The 19,381-nt window shown below is 59.5% G+C and carries 22 protein-coding genes; 10 read left to right on the top strand and 12 right to left on the bottom strand.

The genetic code is table 11. The features are described from left to right. The first annotated feature begins 104 nt into the window (after positions 1-104). The 4 genes from ettA to Q0Y02_RS14275 all read left to right on the top strand — a co-directional run bounded on the left by ettA (position 105) and on the right by Q0Y02_RS14275 (position 3,056). Complete coding sequence (gene ettA, locus Q0Y02_RS14290) at positions 105-1,772, top strand: energy-dependent translational throttle protein EttA (RefSeq protein WP_035244986.1); 1,668 nt, start codon at positions 105-107, stop codon at positions 1,770-1,772. Between the two features lie 66 nt (positions 1,773-1,838). Next, a complete protein-coding gene (locus Q0Y02_RS14285) occupies positions 1,839-2,192 on the top strand; it encodes a PilZ domain-containing protein (RefSeq protein ID WP_297769866.1) in 354 nt (117 codons plus the stop codon). A 16-nt stretch (positions 2,193-2,208) separates the two neighbouring features. After that, positions 2,209-2,820, top strand: a complete 612-nt coding sequence (locus Q0Y02_RS14280; RefSeq protein ID WP_297769863.1) for a sigma-70 family RNA polymerase sigma factor — start codon at positions 2,209-2,211, stop codon at positions 2,818-2,820. Then, the gene (locus tag Q0Y02_RS14275) at positions 2,814-3,056 is read left to right on the top strand and encodes a zf-HC2 domain-containing protein (RefSeq protein WP_297769860.1); all 243 of its coding nucleotides are present in this window, start codon (positions 2,814-2,816) and stop codon (positions 3,054-3,056) included. Before Q0Y02_RS14280 ends, Q0Y02_RS14275 begins: the two co-directional genes overlap by 7 nt. 34 nt (positions 3,057-3,090) lie before the next feature. On the opposite strand, the gene Q0Y02_RS14270 is transcribed toward Q0Y02_RS14275, so the two are convergent. The 5 genes from Q0Y02_RS14270 to Q0Y02_RS14250 all read right to left on the bottom strand — a co-directional run bounded on the left by Q0Y02_RS14270 (position 3,091) and on the right by Q0Y02_RS14250 (position 6,853). Then, positions 3,091-3,516 carry a hypothetical protein gene (locus Q0Y02_RS14270; protein WP_297769857.1) on the bottom strand — a complete coding sequence of 142 codons (426 nt, stop codon included), beginning with the start codon at positions 3,514-3,516 and terminating at the stop codon, positions 3,091-3,093. 123 nt (positions 3,517-3,639) lie between these two features. Continuing rightward, complete coding sequence (locus tag Q0Y02_RS14265; protein WP_297770818.1) at positions 3,640-4,404, bottom strand: phosphate ABC transporter ATP-binding protein; 765 nt, start codon at positions 4,402-4,404, stop codon at positions 3,640-3,642. Continuing rightward, a complete protein-coding gene (gene pstA / locus Q0Y02_RS14260; protein ID WP_297769853.1) occupies positions 4,404-5,234 on the bottom strand; it encodes a phosphate ABC transporter permease PstA in 831 nt (276 codons plus the stop codon). Before pstA ends, Q0Y02_RS14265 begins: the two co-directional genes overlap by 1 nt. Continuing rightward, a complete protein-coding gene (pstC, locus tag Q0Y02_RS14255) occupies positions 5,221-6,081 on the bottom strand; it encodes a phosphate ABC transporter permease subunit PstC (protein WP_297769850.1) in 861 nt (286 codons plus the stop codon). Before pstC ends, pstA begins: the two co-directional genes overlap by 14 nt. Further along, the gene (locus tag Q0Y02_RS14250) at positions 6,050-6,853 is read right to left on the bottom strand and encodes a phosphate ABC transporter substrate-binding protein (RefSeq protein ID WP_297769847.1); all 804 of its coding nucleotides are present in this window, start codon (positions 6,851-6,853) and stop codon (positions 6,050-6,052) included. The genes pstC and Q0Y02_RS14250 overlap by 32 nt, the downstream gene beginning before the upstream one ends. Positions 6,854-7,029: 176 nt before the next feature. Here Q0Y02_RS14250 and Q0Y02_RS14245 point away from each other — a divergent pair, with 176 nt between their 5' ends. From Q0Y02_RS14245 to Q0Y02_RS14230, 4 genes are all read left to right on the top strand, one after another. Then, positions 7,030-8,073, top strand: coding sequence for a methyltransferase domain-containing protein (locus Q0Y02_RS14245; protein ID WP_297769844.1), 1,044 nt, complete (start codon positions 7,030-7,032; stop codon positions 8,071-8,073). 157 nt (positions 8,074-8,230) lie between these two features. Continuing rightward, the gene (locus tag Q0Y02_RS14240) at positions 8,231-10,375 is read left to right on the top strand and encodes an FAD-dependent oxidoreductase (protein WP_297769841.1); all 2,145 of its coding nucleotides are present in this window, start codon (positions 8,231-8,233) and stop codon (positions 10,373-10,375) included. A 76-nt stretch (positions 10,376-10,451) separates the two neighbouring features. Then, positions 10,452-11,246 carry a DUF547 domain-containing protein gene (locus Q0Y02_RS14235; protein WP_297769838.1) on the top strand — a complete coding sequence of 265 codons (795 nt, stop codon included), beginning with the start codon at positions 10,452-10,454 and terminating at the stop codon, positions 11,244-11,246. A 3-nt stretch (positions 11,247-11,249) separates the two neighbouring features. Next, positions 11,250-11,690, top strand: coding sequence for a hypothetical protein (locus Q0Y02_RS14230; protein WP_297769835.1), 441 nt, complete (start codon positions 11,250-11,252; stop codon positions 11,688-11,690). 143 nt (positions 11,691-11,833) lie between these two features. Here the strand turns inward: Q0Y02_RS14230 and radA are convergent, their stop codons facing one another. The 7 genes from radA to rpsF form a co-directional block, all read right to left on the bottom strand. Further along, complete coding sequence (gene radA / locus Q0Y02_RS14225; RefSeq protein ID WP_297769832.1) at positions 11,834-13,201, bottom strand: DNA repair protein RadA; 1,368 nt, start codon at positions 13,199-13,201, stop codon at positions 11,834-11,836. A gap of 231 nt (positions 13,202-13,432) precedes the next feature. Next, the gene (gene alr / locus Q0Y02_RS14220; RefSeq protein ID WP_297769829.1) at positions 13,433-14,494 is read right to left on the bottom strand and encodes an alanine racemase; all 1,062 of its coding nucleotides are present in this window, start codon (positions 14,492-14,494) and stop codon (positions 13,433-13,435) included. Between the two features lie 90 nt (positions 14,495-14,584). Further along, positions 14,585-15,979: a replicative DNA helicase gene (dnaB, locus tag Q0Y02_RS14215; protein ID WP_035245003.1), complete on the bottom strand. Its 1,395-nt coding sequence runs from the start codon at positions 15,977-15,979 to the stop codon at positions 14,585-14,587. A 261-nt stretch (positions 15,980-16,240) separates the two neighbouring features. Then, on the bottom strand, positions 16,241-16,693 hold the full coding sequence (gene rplI, locus Q0Y02_RS14210; RefSeq protein WP_297769824.1) for a 50S ribosomal protein L9: 453 nt from the start codon (positions 16,691-16,693) through the stop codon (positions 16,241-16,243). A gap of 15 nt (positions 16,694-16,708) precedes the next feature. Continuing rightward, a complete protein-coding gene (gene rpsR / locus Q0Y02_RS14205) occupies positions 16,709-16,939 on the bottom strand; it encodes a 30S ribosomal protein S18 (RefSeq protein WP_035245006.1) in 231 nt (76 codons plus the stop codon). A 15-nt stretch (positions 16,940-16,954) separates the two neighbouring features. Next, positions 16,955-17,269, bottom strand: coding sequence for a primosomal replication protein N (priB, locus tag Q0Y02_RS14200; protein ID WP_297769819.1), 315 nt, complete (start codon positions 17,267-17,269; stop codon positions 16,955-16,957). A gap of 2 nt (positions 17,270-17,271) precedes the next feature. Then, positions 17,272-17,613, bottom strand: coding sequence for a 30S ribosomal protein S6 (rpsF, locus tag Q0Y02_RS14195; protein WP_035245010.1), 342 nt, complete (start codon positions 17,611-17,613; stop codon positions 17,272-17,274). A gap of 287 nt (positions 17,614-17,900) precedes the next feature. Here rpsF and Q0Y02_RS14190 point away from each other — a divergent pair, with 287 nt between their 5' ends. Beyond that, entirely contained in the window at positions 17,901-18,635 is a 735-nt protein-coding gene (locus Q0Y02_RS14190; protein WP_297769815.1) for a hypothetical protein, read from the top strand. A 37-nt stretch (positions 18,636-18,672) separates the two neighbouring features. Next, a complete protein-coding gene (locus Q0Y02_RS14185; protein WP_297769812.1) occupies positions 18,673-19,266 on the top strand; it encodes a hypothetical protein in 594 nt (197 codons plus the stop codon). Positions 19,267-19,381: the final 115 nt, after the last annotated feature.

Here is a 19,381-nt window from a genome sequence, read left to right as displayed (position 1 = left end):
GCGGCCCACAGCCTTTCACTCGGCGCCGCTTTCCGTTAGCTTAGGCGCCATTCCGACGGGGTCCGCTGGGCCCCGTACACTCAATGACACTGCGGTCGGAGTTTATGAGCCAGTACATCTTCACCATGGACAAGGTGGGCAAGGTTGTCCCGCCGAAAAAGCACATTCTCAAAGATATCTCCCTGTCCTTCTTCCCCGGCGCCAAGATCGGCGTGCTGGGCCTGAACGGCTCGGGTAAATCCACCCTGCTGCGCATCATGGCCGGGGTGGACAAGGATTATCTGGGTGAAGCACGGCCGCAGCCGGGCACCAATATCGGCTACCTGCCCCAGGAGCCGGAGCTGGACCCGAGCAAGAATGTCCGCGAGATCGTGGAAGAAGCCCTGTCCGAGATCCTCAGTGCCCAGCAGCGGCTGGACGAAGTCTATGCCGCCTACGCGGAAGAGGATGCGGATTTCGACAAGCTGGCCGCCGAGCAGGCCAAGCTGGAAGCCATCATCGAAACCAGCGATGCCCATAACCTGGAGCGCAAGCTGGAAATCGCCGCCGACGCCCTGCGTCTGCCGCCCTGGGATGCCAGCGTCGAGCACCTGTCCGGTGGTGAGCGCCGCCGGGTGGCCCTGTGCCGCCTGATCATGAGCGCCCCGGACATGCTGCTGCTGGATGAGCCCACCAACCACCTGGACGCAGAATCCGTGGCCTGGCTGGAGCGCTTCCTGCACGAGTTTCCCGGTACCGTGGTGGCGGTGACTCACGACCGTTACTTCCTGGACAACTCCTGCGAATGGATTCTGGAACTGGACCGCGGTGAAGGCATCCCCTGGAAAGGCAACTACTCCTCCTGGCTGGAACAGAAAGAAAAACGCTTGGAGCAGGAAGCCAAATCCGAGTCCGCTCACCGCAAGACCGTGGAGAAGGAACTGGAGTGGGTACGCCAGAACCCCAAAGGTCGGCGCAGCAAGAACAAGGCCCGGGTGAGCGCATTCGAGGAACTGGCCAGCCAGGAATTCCAGAAACGCAACGAAACCCAGGAGCTCTATATCCCACCGGGTGATCGTCTCGGCGAGCAGGTGTTCGAGTTACACGGTGTGGGCAAGCAGTTCGACCACAAACTGCTCTACGAAGACCTGAGTTTCCAGATTCCCCGTGGTGCCATCGTCGGCATTATCGGCCCCAACGGTGCCGGTAAAACCACCCTGTTCCGCATGCTGGCGGGCCAGGAAACCCCGGATAGCGGTGAAATCGTTACCGGCGACACCGTACAAATGGCCTACGTGGACCAGAGCCGCGAAGACCTGGACAGCAAGAAAACCGTCTGGGAAGAAGTGTCCGAGGGCAACGATATCCTCAAGATCGGCAACTACGAGGTCCCCAGCCGCGCCTACCTGGGTCGCTTCAACTTCAAGGGTGGCGATCAGCAGAAACGGGTCGGCGATCTGTCCGGCGGGGAACGAAATCGTCTGCACCTTGCCAAACTCCTCAAGCAGGGTGCCAACGTGCTACTGCTCGATGAGCCCACCAACGATCTGGATGTGGAAACCCTGCGGGCCCTGGAAGAAGCCCTGCTGGCCTTCCCCGGCTGTGCCATCGTGATTTCTCACGATCGCTGGTTCCTGGATCGGGTCGCGACGCATATTCTCTCCTTTGAGGGGGACGCACGGGTAGAATGGTTTGAAGGCTCCTATACCGAATACGAGGAGTTCAAGCGCAAGCAACTGGGTGATGACGCCCTCCAACCCAAGCGCATGAAGTACAAGCGTATCGAGGTGTAAGGCGAGAGAAGGCCACCCCGGCAGCAGGAACGCAGCCGGGGTGCGGGGATCACAAGGAATAACAACATGAATGAACGGCGCCGGGCGAACCGCGTTGCCTTTGATGGCGAAGCCACACTGATCTTTCAGCAAGATACCTTTGCGGTAGAACTGGCGGACCTGTCCGTCATGGGCGCCCAGGTACACAGCAGCCAGCCGCTGGCCCTGCCCGATGCATCGCCGATCACCCTGGCCATTACCCTGGAAGATTCTGACATTCATCTGACCCTGCCCGGCACCGTGAAACGTCAGCAGGGCCTGGAAATCGGCATCATGTTCAGCCGTCCTTCCGTGGACGACATGCAGCACCTGCGCCGCCTGGTCATGCTGCACCAGGGGGACGATGGAGAAGACGACCCCAGCAACATGCTGCCGCGCTAGCCAACCGGAACCGCCTATGGCCGATATCCAGCTGGAAGATCCCCACTTTATTGCAAAGCTTCGCCAGGGAGACCCGGCAGCCTTTGGCCAACTGGTCAAAGGCCATCACAACATGTTGCTGGCCACTGCACGCACCATGCTCAGCCCGGCAGATGCCGAAGAGGCCGTGCAGGATGCCTGGATTGCCGCACATAGAGCGATCGCTAAATTCGAGGGGCGCAGCCTGTTGCGCACCTGGCTGACGCGCATCGTGATCAACCAGGCGAAAATGATGCTAAGGAAGCGGGGTCGGGAAATTCAGTTTGATCCCACTAACGATCCTGACGCTCTGGCGCATCGCTTTCACGGTGATGGCCACTGGCAGCATCCTCCACAGCACTGGGAGCTATCCAGCCCTGAAAACCTGCTGACCCGCGAAGAACTGCGCCGCTGTATGGAAAAACACCTGCATTTCATGCCTGACAGCCAGCGCCTGGTGCTGGAGCTACGAGATCTGCAAGGCCTGCCTGCAGACGATGTCTGTAACATGCTGGAAATCAGTGCATCGAATGTTCGGGTATTGCTTCACCGAGCAAGGGCCCGTTTATTCGAAATGGTGGATCACTTCCAGGAGACCGGCGAATGCTGAAATGCCAACACCTCGTTGAAAAGGCGGACGCCCTGGTTGATGGCTCCCCGATCAGCCGTCGCGAGCGTTTTGCGCTGCGCCTGCATCTGCTGATGTGCCAGCATTGCCGGCGTTATGTCAGGCAGCTGCGTGCTCTGCTGGGTTTTCTGCCCCGCGAGGAGAAACCGCTGGACGATGCCCGCACAGAGGCCATTCTGAAAAAGCTGGACGCATCAAGAGACCACCCGTCCGGGTAACCGCCCCTTCCCGGGAATATCTGAGCAAGAGCCGTTAACTGCCGCCTGCGATGCCGGGTGTGGCCCGGTCCCCGGCCATCCATTTGGCACTGTCTATCACGTCGAACACCAGACTGATGCCATTGATGATCAACAGCAGCACGGCCAAGCCCAGCTCCACATCGCCTGCTTCGGCTCGGAACCCGCTATCGGTCAGTAGCATCAACAGATAGATCTCCAATGGTGCCCAGGCAATCAGATGCGGGATCGACAATATCTTGTTCATGCCCCGATACATCCACAGCAAGGGGCCGTTAGTCACCAGCACCACTAACGCTGCCACCGCCCCAGCCTGCCCTACTGGGGTATCCAGCACAAAAAATGGCAACACATTCACCGGCACAAGAATAGCGACCACCCAGATTTGCACCCACAGCGGCAAGCTACGCAACGAACGCCAGATATCATTCATTCGATCCATACTATTTTCCAGTGAGGTTTCTGGTTTCCACGAGTGACTTCCTGAATCCAGGTTTTTTACAACGGCAATGCCTGGAGCCCTGGCACTAGCGGTTAACCCGACCGCCCTCTGGCAGCCATGGTGCTAGCCCGCTTCTCCCGCACAATAGGCGGCGGTAATAGGGTGACTGGGGTGTTCGAACACCTGGCGGCAACCATTGGATTCCACCACGCAACCGCACCCTGCTTCCACCCAACAGACCGTCACGCTGTCAGCGATACGCCTGGCTTGCGCCAGATTATGGGTCACCATCAGCAGGGTATAGCGGCCCTTCAAGGAGACGATCAACTCCTCCACCACTTTCGAGGACACCGGATCCAGCGCCGAGCAGGGCTCGTCCAATAACAGCACCCGGGGCTGCAGCACCAACGCCCGGGCAATACACAGGCGCTGCTGCTGACCACCGGACAGCCCCAGGGCCGACTGATGCAATCGCCCCTTCACTTCCTCCCACAGCCCCACTGCGCGCAGGGCCTGCTCAGCACGGCCATCGCGCTCGCGGCGAGGCACACCGTGTTCAGAGAGGGGAAAGCGCAGATTATCGATAATCGACAACGGGAAGGGATTGGGCTGCTGAAACACCATACCGATCTGACGGCGCAGCGTTGCCGAATCGTGGCGGGCAGAAACGACCTCACCCCCCAGTAACACGCGACCACTGACCCGACACCCGGGAATGCTGTCGGTCATGCGGTTGATGCTGCCCAGCAGGCTGCTTTTGCCACAGCCACTGGGCCCGACCAGCGCCATCAGCTCACCACCGCCCACGGTCAGGCTGGCCTGTTCAATGGCCGCCTGATTGCCGTAGTGCACACACACGCCTTGCAGTTCCAACGAAGGGGGCATCATCAATACAGCACTCCTTGAGCCGGGCGCAGCCAGCGCCGCACCAGCAGATTCAGTATCACCAGAATGGCCACCAGCACCAGGCCGGTGGCCGCTGCGCGGGCCATACCACCGGGCACGTTCATGGCCAGGTCATAGATATGCACGCTCAGAGCGCGACCGGAATCCATCACCGAATCCGGTCGTCGCAGCACATAGCCGGCGGTGAATAACAAGACGGCGGTTTCCGCCAATGCCCGGCCGATGCTGAGAATAATCCCCACCGCAATCCCCGGCGCGGCCTGCGGTATCAGGATGCGTTTTACCCAGCCCCAGCGGCTGATCGAGAGCGCCTCACCCGCCTGCCGATAGGAAAACGGCACCGCCCGCAGCGCCTGCTCGGCACTGCGGATCATCAACGGCAGCACCATCAGCGCCAATGCCAGGCCACCACTGAGAATGGAAAATCCCAGCCCCAGGCTGATGGCAAAAAACTGGTAGCCGAACAGGCCGTAAACGATGGAGGGTACCGCCGCCAGCATATCCAGCACGCCACCCAGCCATTGCGCACGGCGGGTGCCCGCCGGCACCTGTTCGCTCAGATAAAGCGCGCAGCCAAGCCCCAGCGGCACGGCCACCAGCAGACACACCGCCAGAATCCAGCCGGTGCTGATCAACAACGCCGCGATACCACCGGCACGGCCAGCCTGGCTCGGATCCTCCAGAAGAAAGTCCACGGATAACACTCCGCTGCCTTGTACCAACAGCGACCACAGCATCAACCCCATGGGCACCAGCACCGCCAGCAGCAGCAATGCCCCGCTCACTGCCGCAAGACGATCAGGCCAGCGCATGCTTCTCTCCCCGCAACCGCCAACTGAGCAACAACAACAGCGCGGTCACCAGCAACAGCAATAGTCCGCTGGCAAACAACGCCACTCGGTGATCGCCAGTGGCATAGGCCATTTCCAGAGCGATATTGGCAGTCAACGTCCGCACCGGGTCGAACAGGGAGCCAGGCCACTGCACCACATTGCCAGCCACCATCAATACCGCCATGGTTTCCCCGAGTGCACGACCGAATTGCAGCACTAGCCCACTGACAATGGAGGCCCCCGCCTGGGGCAGCAGGACCCGGCGGAGCATGCCCACCCGGGACAGGGATAACGCCTGGCCGGCCTGCAGGTAGCGAACGGGCAACTGGCCCAGGGCCGTATCGGTGACCAGCAATGCCAGCGGTAAAATCATCAGGGCCAATACCAGCGATGCCGCCAGCCACGAGGCCCCCGGCGGTGCCCACTGGTTGATCCAGGGCACCAGTACCAGCATCCCCCACAGGCCATACACCACTGAGGGGATGCCGGCCATCAACTCCACCAGCGCCAGCATAGGCCGGCGCAGTGCAGGGGCGAAATAACGCAACCAGGCAGCCAGCAATACCGCCAGCGGCCCGGCCAGCAGCAGCGCCAGCACGCTCACCACAATAGAACCGGCCACCATGGCCGCCATGCCATAACGGGCCTGGCCGGGTTGCCAGTCGTTGCGCCACAGGTCACTGCCATGATCCAACAGAAACGGCGCGGACTGCATCAGCAGTACCAGCACGATACCGCCCAGCACCAGCACGGCTGCAGCGCCGGCCAGCCTTAGCCCCCAGCTCAGCAGCCGGTCAGCGCGTGGCGGGGAGGAAGTAGTAAGCATGGTATATCTCGGCCTGGGCCGGATCAGCAAGGAAATCCAGCAGCGCCTTTGCCTGTCTCTTCAGCTCGCCCCGGCTGACCAGGTTCAATTCACGGCTTAACGGGTAATCGCCCTGCTCCAGCGCCGCCAGGCTGGCCGGCACGCCCTGCAGCGGCAACAAGCGCAGCGGCACGTCATGGTCTGCCTCATAAACCGCCGTGCCAATAGAGACATAGCCAATGGCATACGGGTCGCCGGCCACCGCCTTGATCCCCTGCTGGTTTTCACCAATCACCAGGTCCGCCCGGACCTGGTCGTTATCCAGGCCAAAATGTTCAAGAAAAAGCTCCTGCGTCGATCGCCCGTCGGCCTTGTGCACTACGGTGATGGGCCGATCTGCGCCACCCAGCAGCGACCAGCTGTCGAGCTTTCCGGTATAAATAGCGATAATCTGATCCCGGGTAAGCGGGGCCACCGGATTCTCTGCGTGCACAATCAGCGCGATGCCATCGCGGGCGATAACATGGCCGGCAAGGTCCTGCTCGTCCTGTTTCAACGCACGGCTGACCATGCCCAGATCCGCCAGCCCCTGGCGCACATCGCTGATGCCGCGCCCGGAACCACCGCTCTGCACATCCACTTGCACCCCGGTCTGCGCCTCAAATCGTTCAGCCAGTTCCGCCATCAGCGGCGCGATGGTGCTGGAACCGGTAATCACCAACTTGTCCGTTGCCGGCTGGCAGCCCATCATTGCCAACACGCACAACAGCGCGCCCCACATTTTCTGCTGCATCGCTTGTCCTTGTATTCACTTTTTACTGTCGTCTTGGATGCCATCTTGACGCAATAATTACAGTCATCGTCTCTCGCCGGTGTAACCTGAACACAAAGATGGCATCTTTACTTCATTGCACTACACCGTAGGCAGTGAAACCACGTTACACCGAAGCCACCACCAGAGGATCAACAATGCGTGAAGAGGTACAGAACTACTACGGCCAACAGCTGCATTCCAGTGACGACCTGCAGACCAATGCCTGCTGTGATCAGGAGCCGCCGGCCTATCTGAAACCCCTCCTTGCGCAGCTCCATGATGAAGTGGTCATGCGCTACTACGGCTGCGGCCTGGTAGCTCCACAGCAATTGAAGGGTATGCGTATTCTCGACCTGGGCTCCGGCTCCGGGCGCGACGTCTATCTCCTTTCTGCCTTGGTGGGCGAGCACGGTGAAGTGGTGGGCGTGGACATGACCGACGAGCAGCTGGAGGTAGCCAGACGTCATCAGGACTACCACCGGGACGTTTTCGGCTATGCGAAAAGCAATGTGCGCTTTCTCAAAGGGTATATCGAAGAGCTGGATCAGCTGGATCTGCAAGAGGGCTACTTCGACATTGTTATTTCCAACTGCGTGATCAATCTCAGCACCGACAAGCCCAAGGTCATACGTGACGTGAAGCGGCTGCTCAAACCCGGTGGCGAGTTCTTTTTCTCCGATGTGTATGCAGACCGCCGCGTGCCGCAACCGCTGCTCAATGACCCGGTGCTGTACGGCGAATGCCTGGCCGGCGCCCTGTACTGGAATGATTTTATCAATCTGGCTAAACAGAACGGCTTTGCCGACCCCCGCCTGGTGGAATCCCGCCGGCTGACCATCGAAAACCCGGACATCGAAGCGCGCCTCGGCCAACAACGTTTTTATTCCGCCACCTACCGTTTGTTCAATATCGAAGGGCTGGAACCGGCCTGCGAAGACTACGGTCAGGCGGTGATCTATCAAGGCACCGTAGAACAGCATCCCCATGCGTTCATGCTGGACGATCACCATGTCATCGAAACCGGCAAGGTGTTTCCGGTGTGCGGCAATACCTGGCTGATGCTGGAGAAAAGCCGCTTCGCCGAGCATTTCACTTTTATCGGGAACTTCGATACCCATTACGGCATCTTTGAAGGGTGCGGATTGAACGTACCCTTTGAAGATAATGATGCCGGCAACGGTGGAGCTCCCTGCTGCTGACAGGGCCACGTAACGCCCGCTGTTATCGCCGTGCGGTGTAACAGCGGTTCACTCCACGCATCCTAGTTTTACACCCGGCGAGCAGGCGTTGCCCTCGCCCTGGACCCTGATCGACCAACCCTGGATTTTCCAGGGTTAATCCGGCAAGGACATACCCATGAATGTTCGCAAACTCATCCTGCTGGCGGTCTTTGCCATCCTGATCGCCAGCTACTTTTTCTTCGATCTTGGCCAGTACCTGAGCCTGGACTACATCAAGAACCAACAAGCCTCTTTTGATGCTCTGTATCAGGAAAACCCGGCACTGATTCTTGGCGGTTTCTTTCTCATGTATGTGCTGGTTACCGCCCTGAGCCTGCCCGGTGCCGCCATCATGACACTGGCCGCCGGCGCCCTGTTTGGGTTTTGGGTCGCTTTGCTGTTGGTGTCTTTTGCCTCATCCATGGGCGCCACCCTGGCCTTTATCGCTTCCCGGTTTCTGTTCCACGACACGGTGCAGCAACGCTTTGGCGATCGCCTGAAAAAGCTCAACGAAGGTGTCAGGAAAGATGGCGCTTTCTATCTTTTCACCCTGCGCCTGGTTCCTGCTTTTCCGTTTTTTGTCATTAACCTGGTCATGGGCCTGACCCCCATCAAGGTCCGCACTTTTTACTGGGTCAGCCAGGTCGGCATGCTGGCGGGCACCGCCGTCTATGTGCTGGCTGGCACTCAACTGGGGCAGATAGAGAGCGCCAGCGGATTGCTGTCACCGGAACTGATCGGCGCCTTTGTATTGCTGGGCATCTTCCCGTGGATTGCCAAAGGCATCATGGCCCGCCTGCAGGCCCGCAAGGTCTACCAGGGCTGGAAAAAACCCAAACACTTTGACCGCAACCTGATCGTTATCGGCGCCGGTTCCGCCGGCCTGGTGAGCGCTTATATTGCTGCCATGGTGAAAGCCAAAGTCACCCTGATTGAAAAACACAAGATGGGCGGTGATTGCCTCAACACCGGCTGCGTACCGTCCAAGGCCTTGATCAAGAGCGCCAGCGTGGCCTTCCATGACAAACAGGCGGAAAAATACGGTTTCGATACCATCAGCAGCCAGTTCCGTTTCAGCAAACTGATGGCACGGGTGCACAGGGCCATCGCAAAAATCGAACCCCATGACTCCGTGGAACGATACACCGACCTGGGCGTGGACTGCCGCCAGGGAGAAGCCCGTTTCCTGTCACCCTGGGAAGTGGAAATCCGTAACGGTGACCAGGTGGAAACTCTCACCGCACGCAGCATCATTATTGCCTCCGGCGCCCGTCCCTTTGTGCCGCCCATTCCCGGCATTGAGGAGATGGACATTCTCACCTCCGACAACCTCTGGGAGCTGGATGAACAACCCGAACGGCTGCTGGTACTGGGGGGCGGCCCCATTGGCTGCGAGCTGGCGCAGACCTTTGCCCGGCTGGGCAGCCAGGTCACCCAGGTGCAAAGACAGCCCCGTCTGATGGTGCGAGAAGATCCAGAGGCCTGTCAGCTGGTGAAGCAATCCCTGGAGGACAGCGGCGTACAGGTGCTCACCGGGCACAATGCCATTCGTTTCAGTAACGAGGCCGGGGAGAAATACCTGCATGTGGAGCATGAAGGTGAAGAAAAAGCGCTGCCCTTCGATGCCGTGCTGGTGGCCGTGGGCCGGCAGGCCAATACAGACCATCTCGGGCTGGAGACGCTTGCGTTACCCACCGACCCGGACGGCACCATCCAGACCAATGAGCTGCTGCAAAGCCGCTACCCGAATATCTACGCCTGCGGCGATGTGGCCGGCCCCTATCAGTTTACCCACACCGCCGCCCACCAGGCTTGGTACGCCGCGGTGAACGCCCTGTTTGGCTTCCTGAAATCCTTCAAGGTGGACTACCGGGTCATCCCCTGGTGCACCTTTACCTCCCCGGAGGTGGCCCGGGTGGGGGTCAACGAACAGGAAGCGGATGAGCAGGGTATCGACTACGAGGTTACCCGTTATGGCATTGACGATCTGGACCGAGCCATTGCCGACAGTGCTGACGAAGGCTACGTGAAAGTGATCACCGCCAAAGGTAGCGACCGGATTCTCGGTGTCACCATTGTCGGCCAGCATGCCGGCGAGCTGATCGCCGAGTATGTACTGGCCATGAAACACGGTCTGGGTCTGAACAAGATCCTTGGCACCATCCACATCTACCCCACCATGGCGGAAGCCAACAAATTCGCCGCCGGCGAGTGGAAAAAAGCCCGCAAGCCGGAAGGCGTGCTGCGGTGGGTGGAGCGTATTCATAACTGGCGACGATAGCGTGTTTTCATCAGGCGCTCTGGTCTTGCAGAGCGAGCGCCAAACGACTTTTACATCGATTTTGCGGAGACCCCTCATGGCTGCTCGGTTACTGCTACCACTACTGTTGATTCTTGCCAGCCCACTGCTGGCCTTTGATCACCAACGTTGGGATGCGTTGCTGGACAACCATGTGCAATGGCAACGGGGCGGTGTCACCACCAGCGTTGATTACCCAGGCTTGCGCAAGGATCGGGCAGCACTGGACGAGTATCTGGGCGCTCTCTCGCAGGTATCAAAAGATGACTTCGAAAGCTGGCCTCGGGATGAAAAGCTGGCCTTTCTGATCAATGCCTACAATGCCTTCACCATCGACCTGATCCTGCGCCAGGACACCCTGCCCGACTCTATCCGTGATATCGGTTCCTTCTTCTCCGGCCCCTGGGATCAGCGCTTCTTTACCCTGCTGGGTGAAGCACGCACCCTGGACGACGTTGAGCACAAGATGATTCGCGGCAACCCCGCACTGATGGATCCGCGCATTCATTTTGCTGTGAACTGCGCCTCCGTGGGCTGCCCCGCCCTGCGCCCGGAAGCCTATCGGGCCAAGGAGCTGGAACAGCAACTGGCCGACAGCACCCGTCGCTTTCTGACCGATCGGCAGCGCAATCGCTTCAACGAAAAACCGCCACATCTCGCAGTCTCAAAGATCTTCGACTGGTATGAAGACGACTTTATCGATGCCGCCGGCAGCCTCTCCCATTACTTTCTGCAGTATGCGGATACGCTGGAGATACCCGCCAACCACCGAAAGTCACTGGACGCAGAACGGCTGAAGATCCAATTTCTGGATTATGACTGGTCACTGAACAGTGAAACCAACGGGAGCTAAGTCATGGAAGGCAACTCCACCTCACATCGCCTGCTGGGCATCTGGCATTCCTTTCGCAACCTGCCCCTGTGGCTACAGGGCTGGGTACTGCTGGTCCTGATACCCCTGAACGGCGCCAGCCTGTTGCTGCTGGAGAGCTTCAGCGGCCAGGCCACCGCCCTCGCTCTGCTGCTGGTATTGGCGGTAAATCTGTCACTCATGTGGCACCACGGCGGCATGAACAAGGACATGTCCCTGGTTCATCTGCTCGCCTGGATACCGCTGGAACTAGGCCTGCTCGGCCAACTCGCCGGCGTCTGGGGCGACGACTTCCTGACCCCAAGCCAATGGGCCTTCACCGTGGCCGTAGTGATGGTCAACGCGGTGAGCCTGTTCTTCGACATCGTCGATGCCTGGTGCTGGGCGCAAGGGGATCGGGTGACGCTCCACCCGGACCATAGTTAACAGTTAACAGCTCGCGATTTTGTCTTGTGACTTATCTAACGCATGAGGCCGCGACCAAATTTTGGTCGCGGCCTCATGCGTTAAAAATAATGGAACCCTTGGCCGCGCAACTGTTAACTGTTCACTATTAACTGTTCACTGCCTCACAAGTATTCCAGCGCCTCCGCCACCGTACTCACCCCGATCACCTCCACCCCTTCCGGCAGCTGGCGCGGCAAGTTTGCCTTGGGAACAATGGCTTTCTTGAAGCCGTGTTTGACCGCTTCGTAAAGACGCTCCTGGCCCTGGGGCACCGGGCGGATTTCGCCGGACAGGCCCACTTCGCCGAACACCACTAGCTCACGCCCCAGGGCCCGATCGCGGAAGCTGGAGACGATGGCCAGCACCTGGGCCAGGTCGGCGGCGGTTTCGGTGACCTTGACGCCACCCACCACATTCATGAACACATCCTGATCCCCCACCTGGATGCCACCATGGCGATGCAGCACCGCCAGCAACATGGCCAGACGATTTGCCTCCAGGCCCACACAAACCCGGCGCGGGTTGCCGAAGTGGGAGGCATCCACCAGCGCCTGCAGCTCCACCAGCAAGGGACGAGTGCCCTCCCAGACCACCGTCACCAGGGAACCGGAGGCGATCTCATCGGCCCGGTTAAGGAAGATAGCAGAGGGGTTTTTCACCTCTTTCAGCCCCTCGCCGGTCATGGCAAACACGCCCAGCTCGTTGACTGCACCGAAACGGTTTTTCAGCCCACGCAAGGTGCGGAACCGTGAATCCGTGGAGCCTTCCAGCATCAGCGAGCAGTCGATCATATGCTCGAGCACCTTGGGACCAGCCAGGGTGCCATCCTTGGTGACATGGCCCACCAGCAGCAGCACGGTGCCGGTCTGTTTGGCAAAACGGGTCAACGCCGCCGCACACTCACGCACCTGGGCCACGCTGCCCGGGGCGGACTGCAAGGCGGCGAGGAACATGACCTGAATGGAATCGACCACCAGCACCCGGGGCTGTTCCTTGCGAGCCAGATCCAGGATCTGTTCCACATCGGTTTCCGCCGCCAGCCGCAGCTGTTCCTTGGGCAGCTTGAGCCGGTCAGCGCGCATGGCCACCTGGGAAAGGGACTCTTCCCCGGTGATATAAAGGCACTTCTGGACAGTCGCCAGCTTGCACAAGGTTTGCAGCAACAGGGTAGATTTGCCGGCACCGGGGTGCCCGCCAATCAGGATCGCCGAGCCCGGCACCAGACCACCGCCCAGCACCCGGTCCAGCTCGCCCATGCTGGAACTGATGCGTGGCGTTTCCGCCAGCACGATCTCACCCAGATTCTGCACCTCGGACAATTGCCCGGAAAAACCGCCACGGCTACCGGCACCTTTCGACATGGGGGTAGCCGGGTCATGGACGAATTCCTGCAGGGTATTCCAGGTGCCACAGGCGGGGCATTGCCCCTGCCACTTGGGGAAATCAGCGCCACAATCGGTGCACACAAAGGCAGTTTTTTTCTTGGCCACAAACAAGTCCTTCTTATGTATTACTCTCTACGATAGCCGCTGTGGGAGCCCCGCTTGAGGCGCGAATCCAGGCCTGAAGGGAAGAATCTTTTACCACAGAGGACACCGAGATAACTGAGGATAAGCCGGTTTTCTCTGAAAGCTCTGTGTTCTCTGTGGTGAAATCGCACTTGGTTTTCGCGCCTCAAGCGGGGCTCCTACAGCGGCTTCGCATGATACCGACTGCGCGAATCAGGCGATGATTCGTTCCGGCCGGCCGGTAATCTGACAGAACAATTCATAGCTGATGGTGCCGCAGGCGCGGGCAACCTGATCCACATCCACGAGATCTCCCCACAGCTCAACCTCGTCACCGATATCAGCCTCAATGCCATGCAGGTCGATGGTCAGCATATCCATGGAGACACGACCCACCAACGCCGTAGGCTGGCCATTGACGGCGGCAGGAGTGCCGCTGGGTGCATGACGCGGGTAACCGTCACCGTAACCGGCGGCTACCACGCCGATCCGGCCGGGCCGGGCTGCGGTCCAGGTGGCACCATAACCCACCGTGTCACCCGGCTGAATCTCATTGATGGCGATCAGCCGGGCACTGAAACGGTGGCTTACCGCCAGATTCAGCTGCGCGGCGCTCTGCCAGTCGAAGGGTGACGACCCATACAGCATGATGCCCGGCCGCACCCGCTGGGCACGGGTATGGGGGTAACGGATCAGGGCCGCCGAATTCGCCGCTGAGAGAGGCACGCCGAGGCTATTTGCAACTTCAGCGGCCAGTGCCATCTGCGTATCAGTGCGACCATCGTCGGCTTCGTCGGCGCAGGCAAAGTGACTCATCACCCCCACCGGGTTCATGCCGGCAGCGGCCAATTGTTCGGCGGCCTGCAAAGCACTATCAGGACGTAGTCCCAAGCGGTTCATGCCAGTATTCAGCTTCAGCCACAGGCGCAGGGGGCCGGGGTCATCTCGCAACAGCGCCACCTGCCAGGGGGAATGCACGACCATCTCCAGAGACAAGGCCCTGGCCTGTTCCAGTTCTGCGCGATCAAAAAAACCTTCCGCCACCAGAATCGGTTCACTGATGCCATGCTCACGCAGGGCACGGGCCTCCTCCAGCACCGCCACCCCGAAGCCGTCCACCTCTCCAGCCAGGGCATCTGCTGCCAGTGTCAGACCATGGCCGTATCCGTCGGCCTTGATCATGGCAAACACCTCGCCACCGTCTGCCAGGGTCCTGGCCCGCCGCGCATTGTGCCTGAGCGCCCCGGGGCGGATTTCGATACGGGTTCCTCTCATGGACAATACCGCCTGACGCTGGACGCCGGACGCCCGACGCCGAAAGAATGGAACGTCGCGTCCGGTACCCGGCGTCCAGCGTCCAGCGTCTTATTCATCCATGGCTGATAGCTGCGCATAGTATTCCGGTGCCAGGTCATCGAAGCGCAGGAATTCACCCCGGAACGCCAGGCGCACGGTGCCGATGGGACCGTTCCGGTGCTTGCCGAGGATGATTTCCGCCACGCCTTTTTCGTTGGTTTCCTTGTTGTAGACCTCATCGCGATAGAGGAACACGATCAGATCCGCATCCTGTTCAATCGCCCCGGATTCCCGCAGGTCGGACATTACCGGGCGTTTGTTGGGACGCTGCTCCAGGGAACGGTTGAGCTGGGAAAGGGCCAGTACCGGGCAGTTCATTTCCTTGGCCAGCCCTTTGAGGTTACGGGAAATCTCGGAAATTTCGTTGACCCGGTTTTCTACGCCGGGCACCTGCATGAGCTGCAGGTAATCGACCATGATCAGGCCCAGCTCACCACCGCATTCCCGGGCAACCCGGCGCGCCCGGGCACGCATTTCCAGCGGGCTCAGGGCCGCAGTGTCATCGATGAAAATCTTCTGCTCACTGAGCATATGAATGGCAGAGGTAATGCGCGGCCAATCATCCTTGTCCAGGTTACCGGAGCGAATCGAACTCTGATTGATTCTGCCCAGGGACGAGAGCATCCGCATGACGATGGCATCGGCGGGCATTTCCATGGAGAACACCAGCACCGGCTTGCCGTTCTTGATCGCCACGTTCTCGCACAAGTTCATGGCAAAGGTGGTTTTACCCATGGAAGGACGTGCAGCAATCACCACCATGTCGGAGGGCTGCAGGCCGGAGGTGATCTTGTCCAGCTCCTCGAAACCGGTGGTCAGACCGGTCAGCGACCCCTTGTGCTTGTAGAGCTCATCAATGCGGTCCACCGCCTTTTTTAGCACGGTTTTGATGTCCAGCGGGCCTGCCCCTTTCTTCTGCTGTTCGGCAATGCGGAAAATCGCCGATTCCGCCTCATCAAGAATCTCCAGGGATTTGCGGCCCTGGGGGGTGAACGCGTTCTTGGTGACATCCTGGGACACATGGATCAACTGCCGCAGGATGCTGCGCTCACGCACGATATCTGCGTAGGCGTTGATATTGGCCGCACTGGGCGTATTGCGGGCCAGCTCTGACAGATAGTTCATGCCGCCCACATCGTCCAGCTGGTCCAGATGGGTCAGCGCCTGGGACACGGTTACCAGGTCACAGGGTTTTTCCTCTTCCACCAGTTGCCCGATGACGGAAAATATCTGGCGATGCTCCTTGCGATAGAAATCTTCCGTGCTGATCCGCTCGGCGACATCATCCCAGGCGCTGTTATTCAGCAACAAGCCACCCAGAATGGCCTGTTCCGCCTCCAGGGAATTGGGGGGGACCCGGAGGTTTTCCGGCAGGTGTTTATCCAGCGACAGGGCATCATTCATGGGGCAACCAACATAAGAGGAGAAAGTTGAAAGTTAAAAGTTGCAACGCGACAGGGGGCGAAAGCGCCATTCTAAACGTCTCTCCGCGCCAACGCCCTGAACGCGGCCAGCAACCCTGAAATTGTCACCGGATTGGCTCGCGTTTCCACTTTGAACTTTCAACTTGTCACTAAACGAAAAAGGGCACTGCCCTTGCGGACAATGCCCTAATTCTGTCACCGCGCCCCGCAAGGGGCAAACCGGTTGTCGGTCAACTGTCGATTACTCGGCAGGAACCACAGCCAGCTTGATGGTCACGGTCACGTCGGCGTGCAGAACCACGTCGATGTCGTACTCACCAGTGTTACGCAGAGCACCGTGGGGCAGCTTCACTTCGGCCTTTTCCACTTCCACACCAGTGGCAGCAGTAATGGCGTCGGCGATGTCGCGGGTACCCACGGAACCGAACAGCTTGCCTTCGTCACCGGCCTTGGAGGTCACGGTCACGCTGGCTTCGTTCAGTTTTTCACCACGTTCCTGGGCGGCGGCCAGCTGCTCGGCAGCTTGCTTCTCCAGCTCGGCGCGACGCTGTTCCACTTCGGCCAGGTTGCCTTTGGTAGCCGGCAACGCTTTACCTTGCGGAATCAGGAAGTTACGACCGTAACCGGAACGCACATCCACCACAGCACCCAGGTCACCCAGGTTCTTGATCGTTTGCAGCAGGATCACTTGCATGATGGTCCCCTCGGCTTAATTGTCGTGGCTGTCAGTGTACGGCAGCAGCGCCAGGAAGCGGGCCTGCTTGATCGCAGAGGCCAGCTGACGCTGGTAGCGTGCCTTGGTGCCGGTAATACGGCTAGGCACGATCTTGCCGGTTTCAGTGATGTAAGCTTTCAGGGTGTCGAGATCTTTGTAATCGATGTACTCAACACCTTCCGCGGTAAAGCGGCAGAACTTGCGGCGGCGATAAAAACGGGCCATTGGATAATCTCCTCTTTAATCCTGGTTGAGGGTGTCCAGCGTTTGGGCAATCAATTGCAAACGGTCCCGGGCGTCACCTTTGTAACCGGCGCGACTCAGGCAACCGGTAACTTTAATGCGCTGACCCTCTTTCAGGCTCTGCGCCTGTCGGGTCATCCCACCTGCCAGTATCACGGCAATGCGGGCCTGGACTTCGCGGGGATGGCCATCTTCCAGTTGCCGGGAGCGATGCTCCAGCCACAGGCGTTGGCGCGGTACCCCTGCCGGCGTCACTATCACTTTTTCCAAAGTGACAATCACACCAGTGAGTTCACAGCGATTGCTTTCCAAAATCAGCTGGCAGCCCCCTCCTTCTCGTCATTCTTGGCTAGCGGGGACGGCTCGGAGGCCGCCTTGTCGCAACGAATCACAAGGTGACGGATTACGGCATCGTTAAAGCGGAAAGTGTTTTCCAGCTCGCCCAGGGTCTCGCCGTCACATTCGATGTTCAGCATCACGTAGTGGGCTTTGTGGATCTTGTTGATCGGGTAAGCCAGCTGACGACGGCCCCAATCTTCAAGACGGTGGATGGTGCCCTTACCATCGGTCACGATCGCGCTATAACGCTCGATCATGGCCGGCACCTGTTCGCTCTGGTCCGGGTGAACCAGGAACACAACTTCGTAATGACGCATGTTAGCTCCTTACGGTTGCGATACCTCACGGCATCAATTCAGCTTCCCATCCGCCAGATGCTGGACGGTGAAGCAAGGAGACCTGCTCGACAGGCTAAAGCCTATAGGACGCAGGAAGCGCGCGATTCTATCCCATTGCACGCCCTTTCCTCAAGGCATATCCGTTGCCATCCGGTAAAGACGGACGTATGCTCAGTAGAAACAAAACGCTACAAACGCTTACAAGAAGCGTCGTTAACCCTAAATCCCTGAAATAAAAGGGAAAACAACAAGAACGGGATACGACCATGAAATTTAGCGCTCTGGCCTTCGGCCTGTGCAGCCTATGCCTGCTGAGTCCCCTGTCCGCCCAGGAATCGGCCCCGCCACCCTGTGGCAGCCCGGTGGCCGTGCCGGACAAACCGGCTCTTGAGGATTACCCGGATTACTCGGACTTCCTGCTGCAGGTGATGCAGTACAAGCAGGCCAATCGTCAGCAAGCCAACCATCAGGCAGCCTGCCCGCAGGATTATGAGCCCGACCCGGTGGCCAGCAGCGACCCCACTGTCATCGACCAACCGGAAACCCTGGACAGCGCCCTGGCCCGCACCGAGCGCCTGAGCCCGATTGATTACCAGCGCAATCGCACCTGGTATAACCGCTCCACGTCACAGAGTTTTGGCCTGCCGGCCCTGCCCGGTAACTCCCTGTCCGGAGAGCATATCCGCACCCTTCTCGGCAACGCCGGGTCAGACACCCCGCTGGTGCTGCCGATGACCATCGTCGGCATGCAGCTAAACGGGCTGAACGATGGCGGCGAAGCCTGGAACCTGCTCACCGAACAGCTTTACCGAAACCTGTTTGGCGAAGAGCGCAAGGCAGACCTGGCCACCCTGATGGCCGGCAACCCCAATGCCATCGTCGAGATATCCAGCAACGGCAATCTGATGCTCTACCTGGATGTGAACAATGAGTCAGTGCTGACCACCGGCCTCATTGAAGTGGAAAGCTGCCTGAGCAGCGGCTGCGAGAATTCGCCCTGACCCGCGCGCAGATGTGAAAGAGGCCCCGGAGCACGCCATGTCCCTGATCCGCTTAATCATCCTGCTGACCCTGCTGGGGCCTCTGCTGCCGACGATGGCAGCGGCCGCCGGCAGCAGCGGACTGAGCCAACCCCAGCAACAGGCCCTGAAGCAGGCACTGGGGCCTCGACCGGACATTCATGAGTACAATCGCCAGGACCAGTTCGTCACCGATCTGCTGGCCTGGCAACAGCGCAAGAGCCGCCTGACCGCCAGACTGGCCCGCGGCGAATCCATCGCCCCACCCCGACCCAGCAGCCCCAATGACTGGCACCATGTCACCGGCCCGGAGGATCTGGACACCGCCGTGCGCAATGCCGATGGCTATGTGCAGCCGCAATACCGGGAACCGATTCGCTATAACCGCACCACCCATATCAGCTTTCCGCTGGCGCCACTGCCCGGCCAGAAGCTGGCCGACAAGGCTCTCAGTGTCCCCGGCGCTCTGCCCAATAACCTTGACGATGACATTCCGGAAATACTGCTGGAGGACAACGTGCGCATCCAGCGGGAACTGTCCGTCAGCCGCACCCCGCTGCCGCTACCCACGCTGGAGCGTCAGACCGTCGTCAACCAGGCAGAACTGCGGTAGCAGTTAATAGTGAACAATGAATAGTTAACAGCCTCGCGATTCAGGCTTGTAGCCTTCCCAACGCATGAGGCCGCGACCAGAATCTGATCGCGGCCTCATATATTCAGAAAACCGG

This window comes from uncultured Alcanivorax sp., from assembly GCF_947258575.1.
Taxonomy (GTDB): domain Bacteria; phylum Pseudomonadota; class Gammaproteobacteria; order Pseudomonadales; family Alcanivoracaceae; genus Alcanivorax.
Note: the sequence above shows the minus strand (reverse complement) of the source record. Positions and strands in the feature narration are given on the sequence as shown.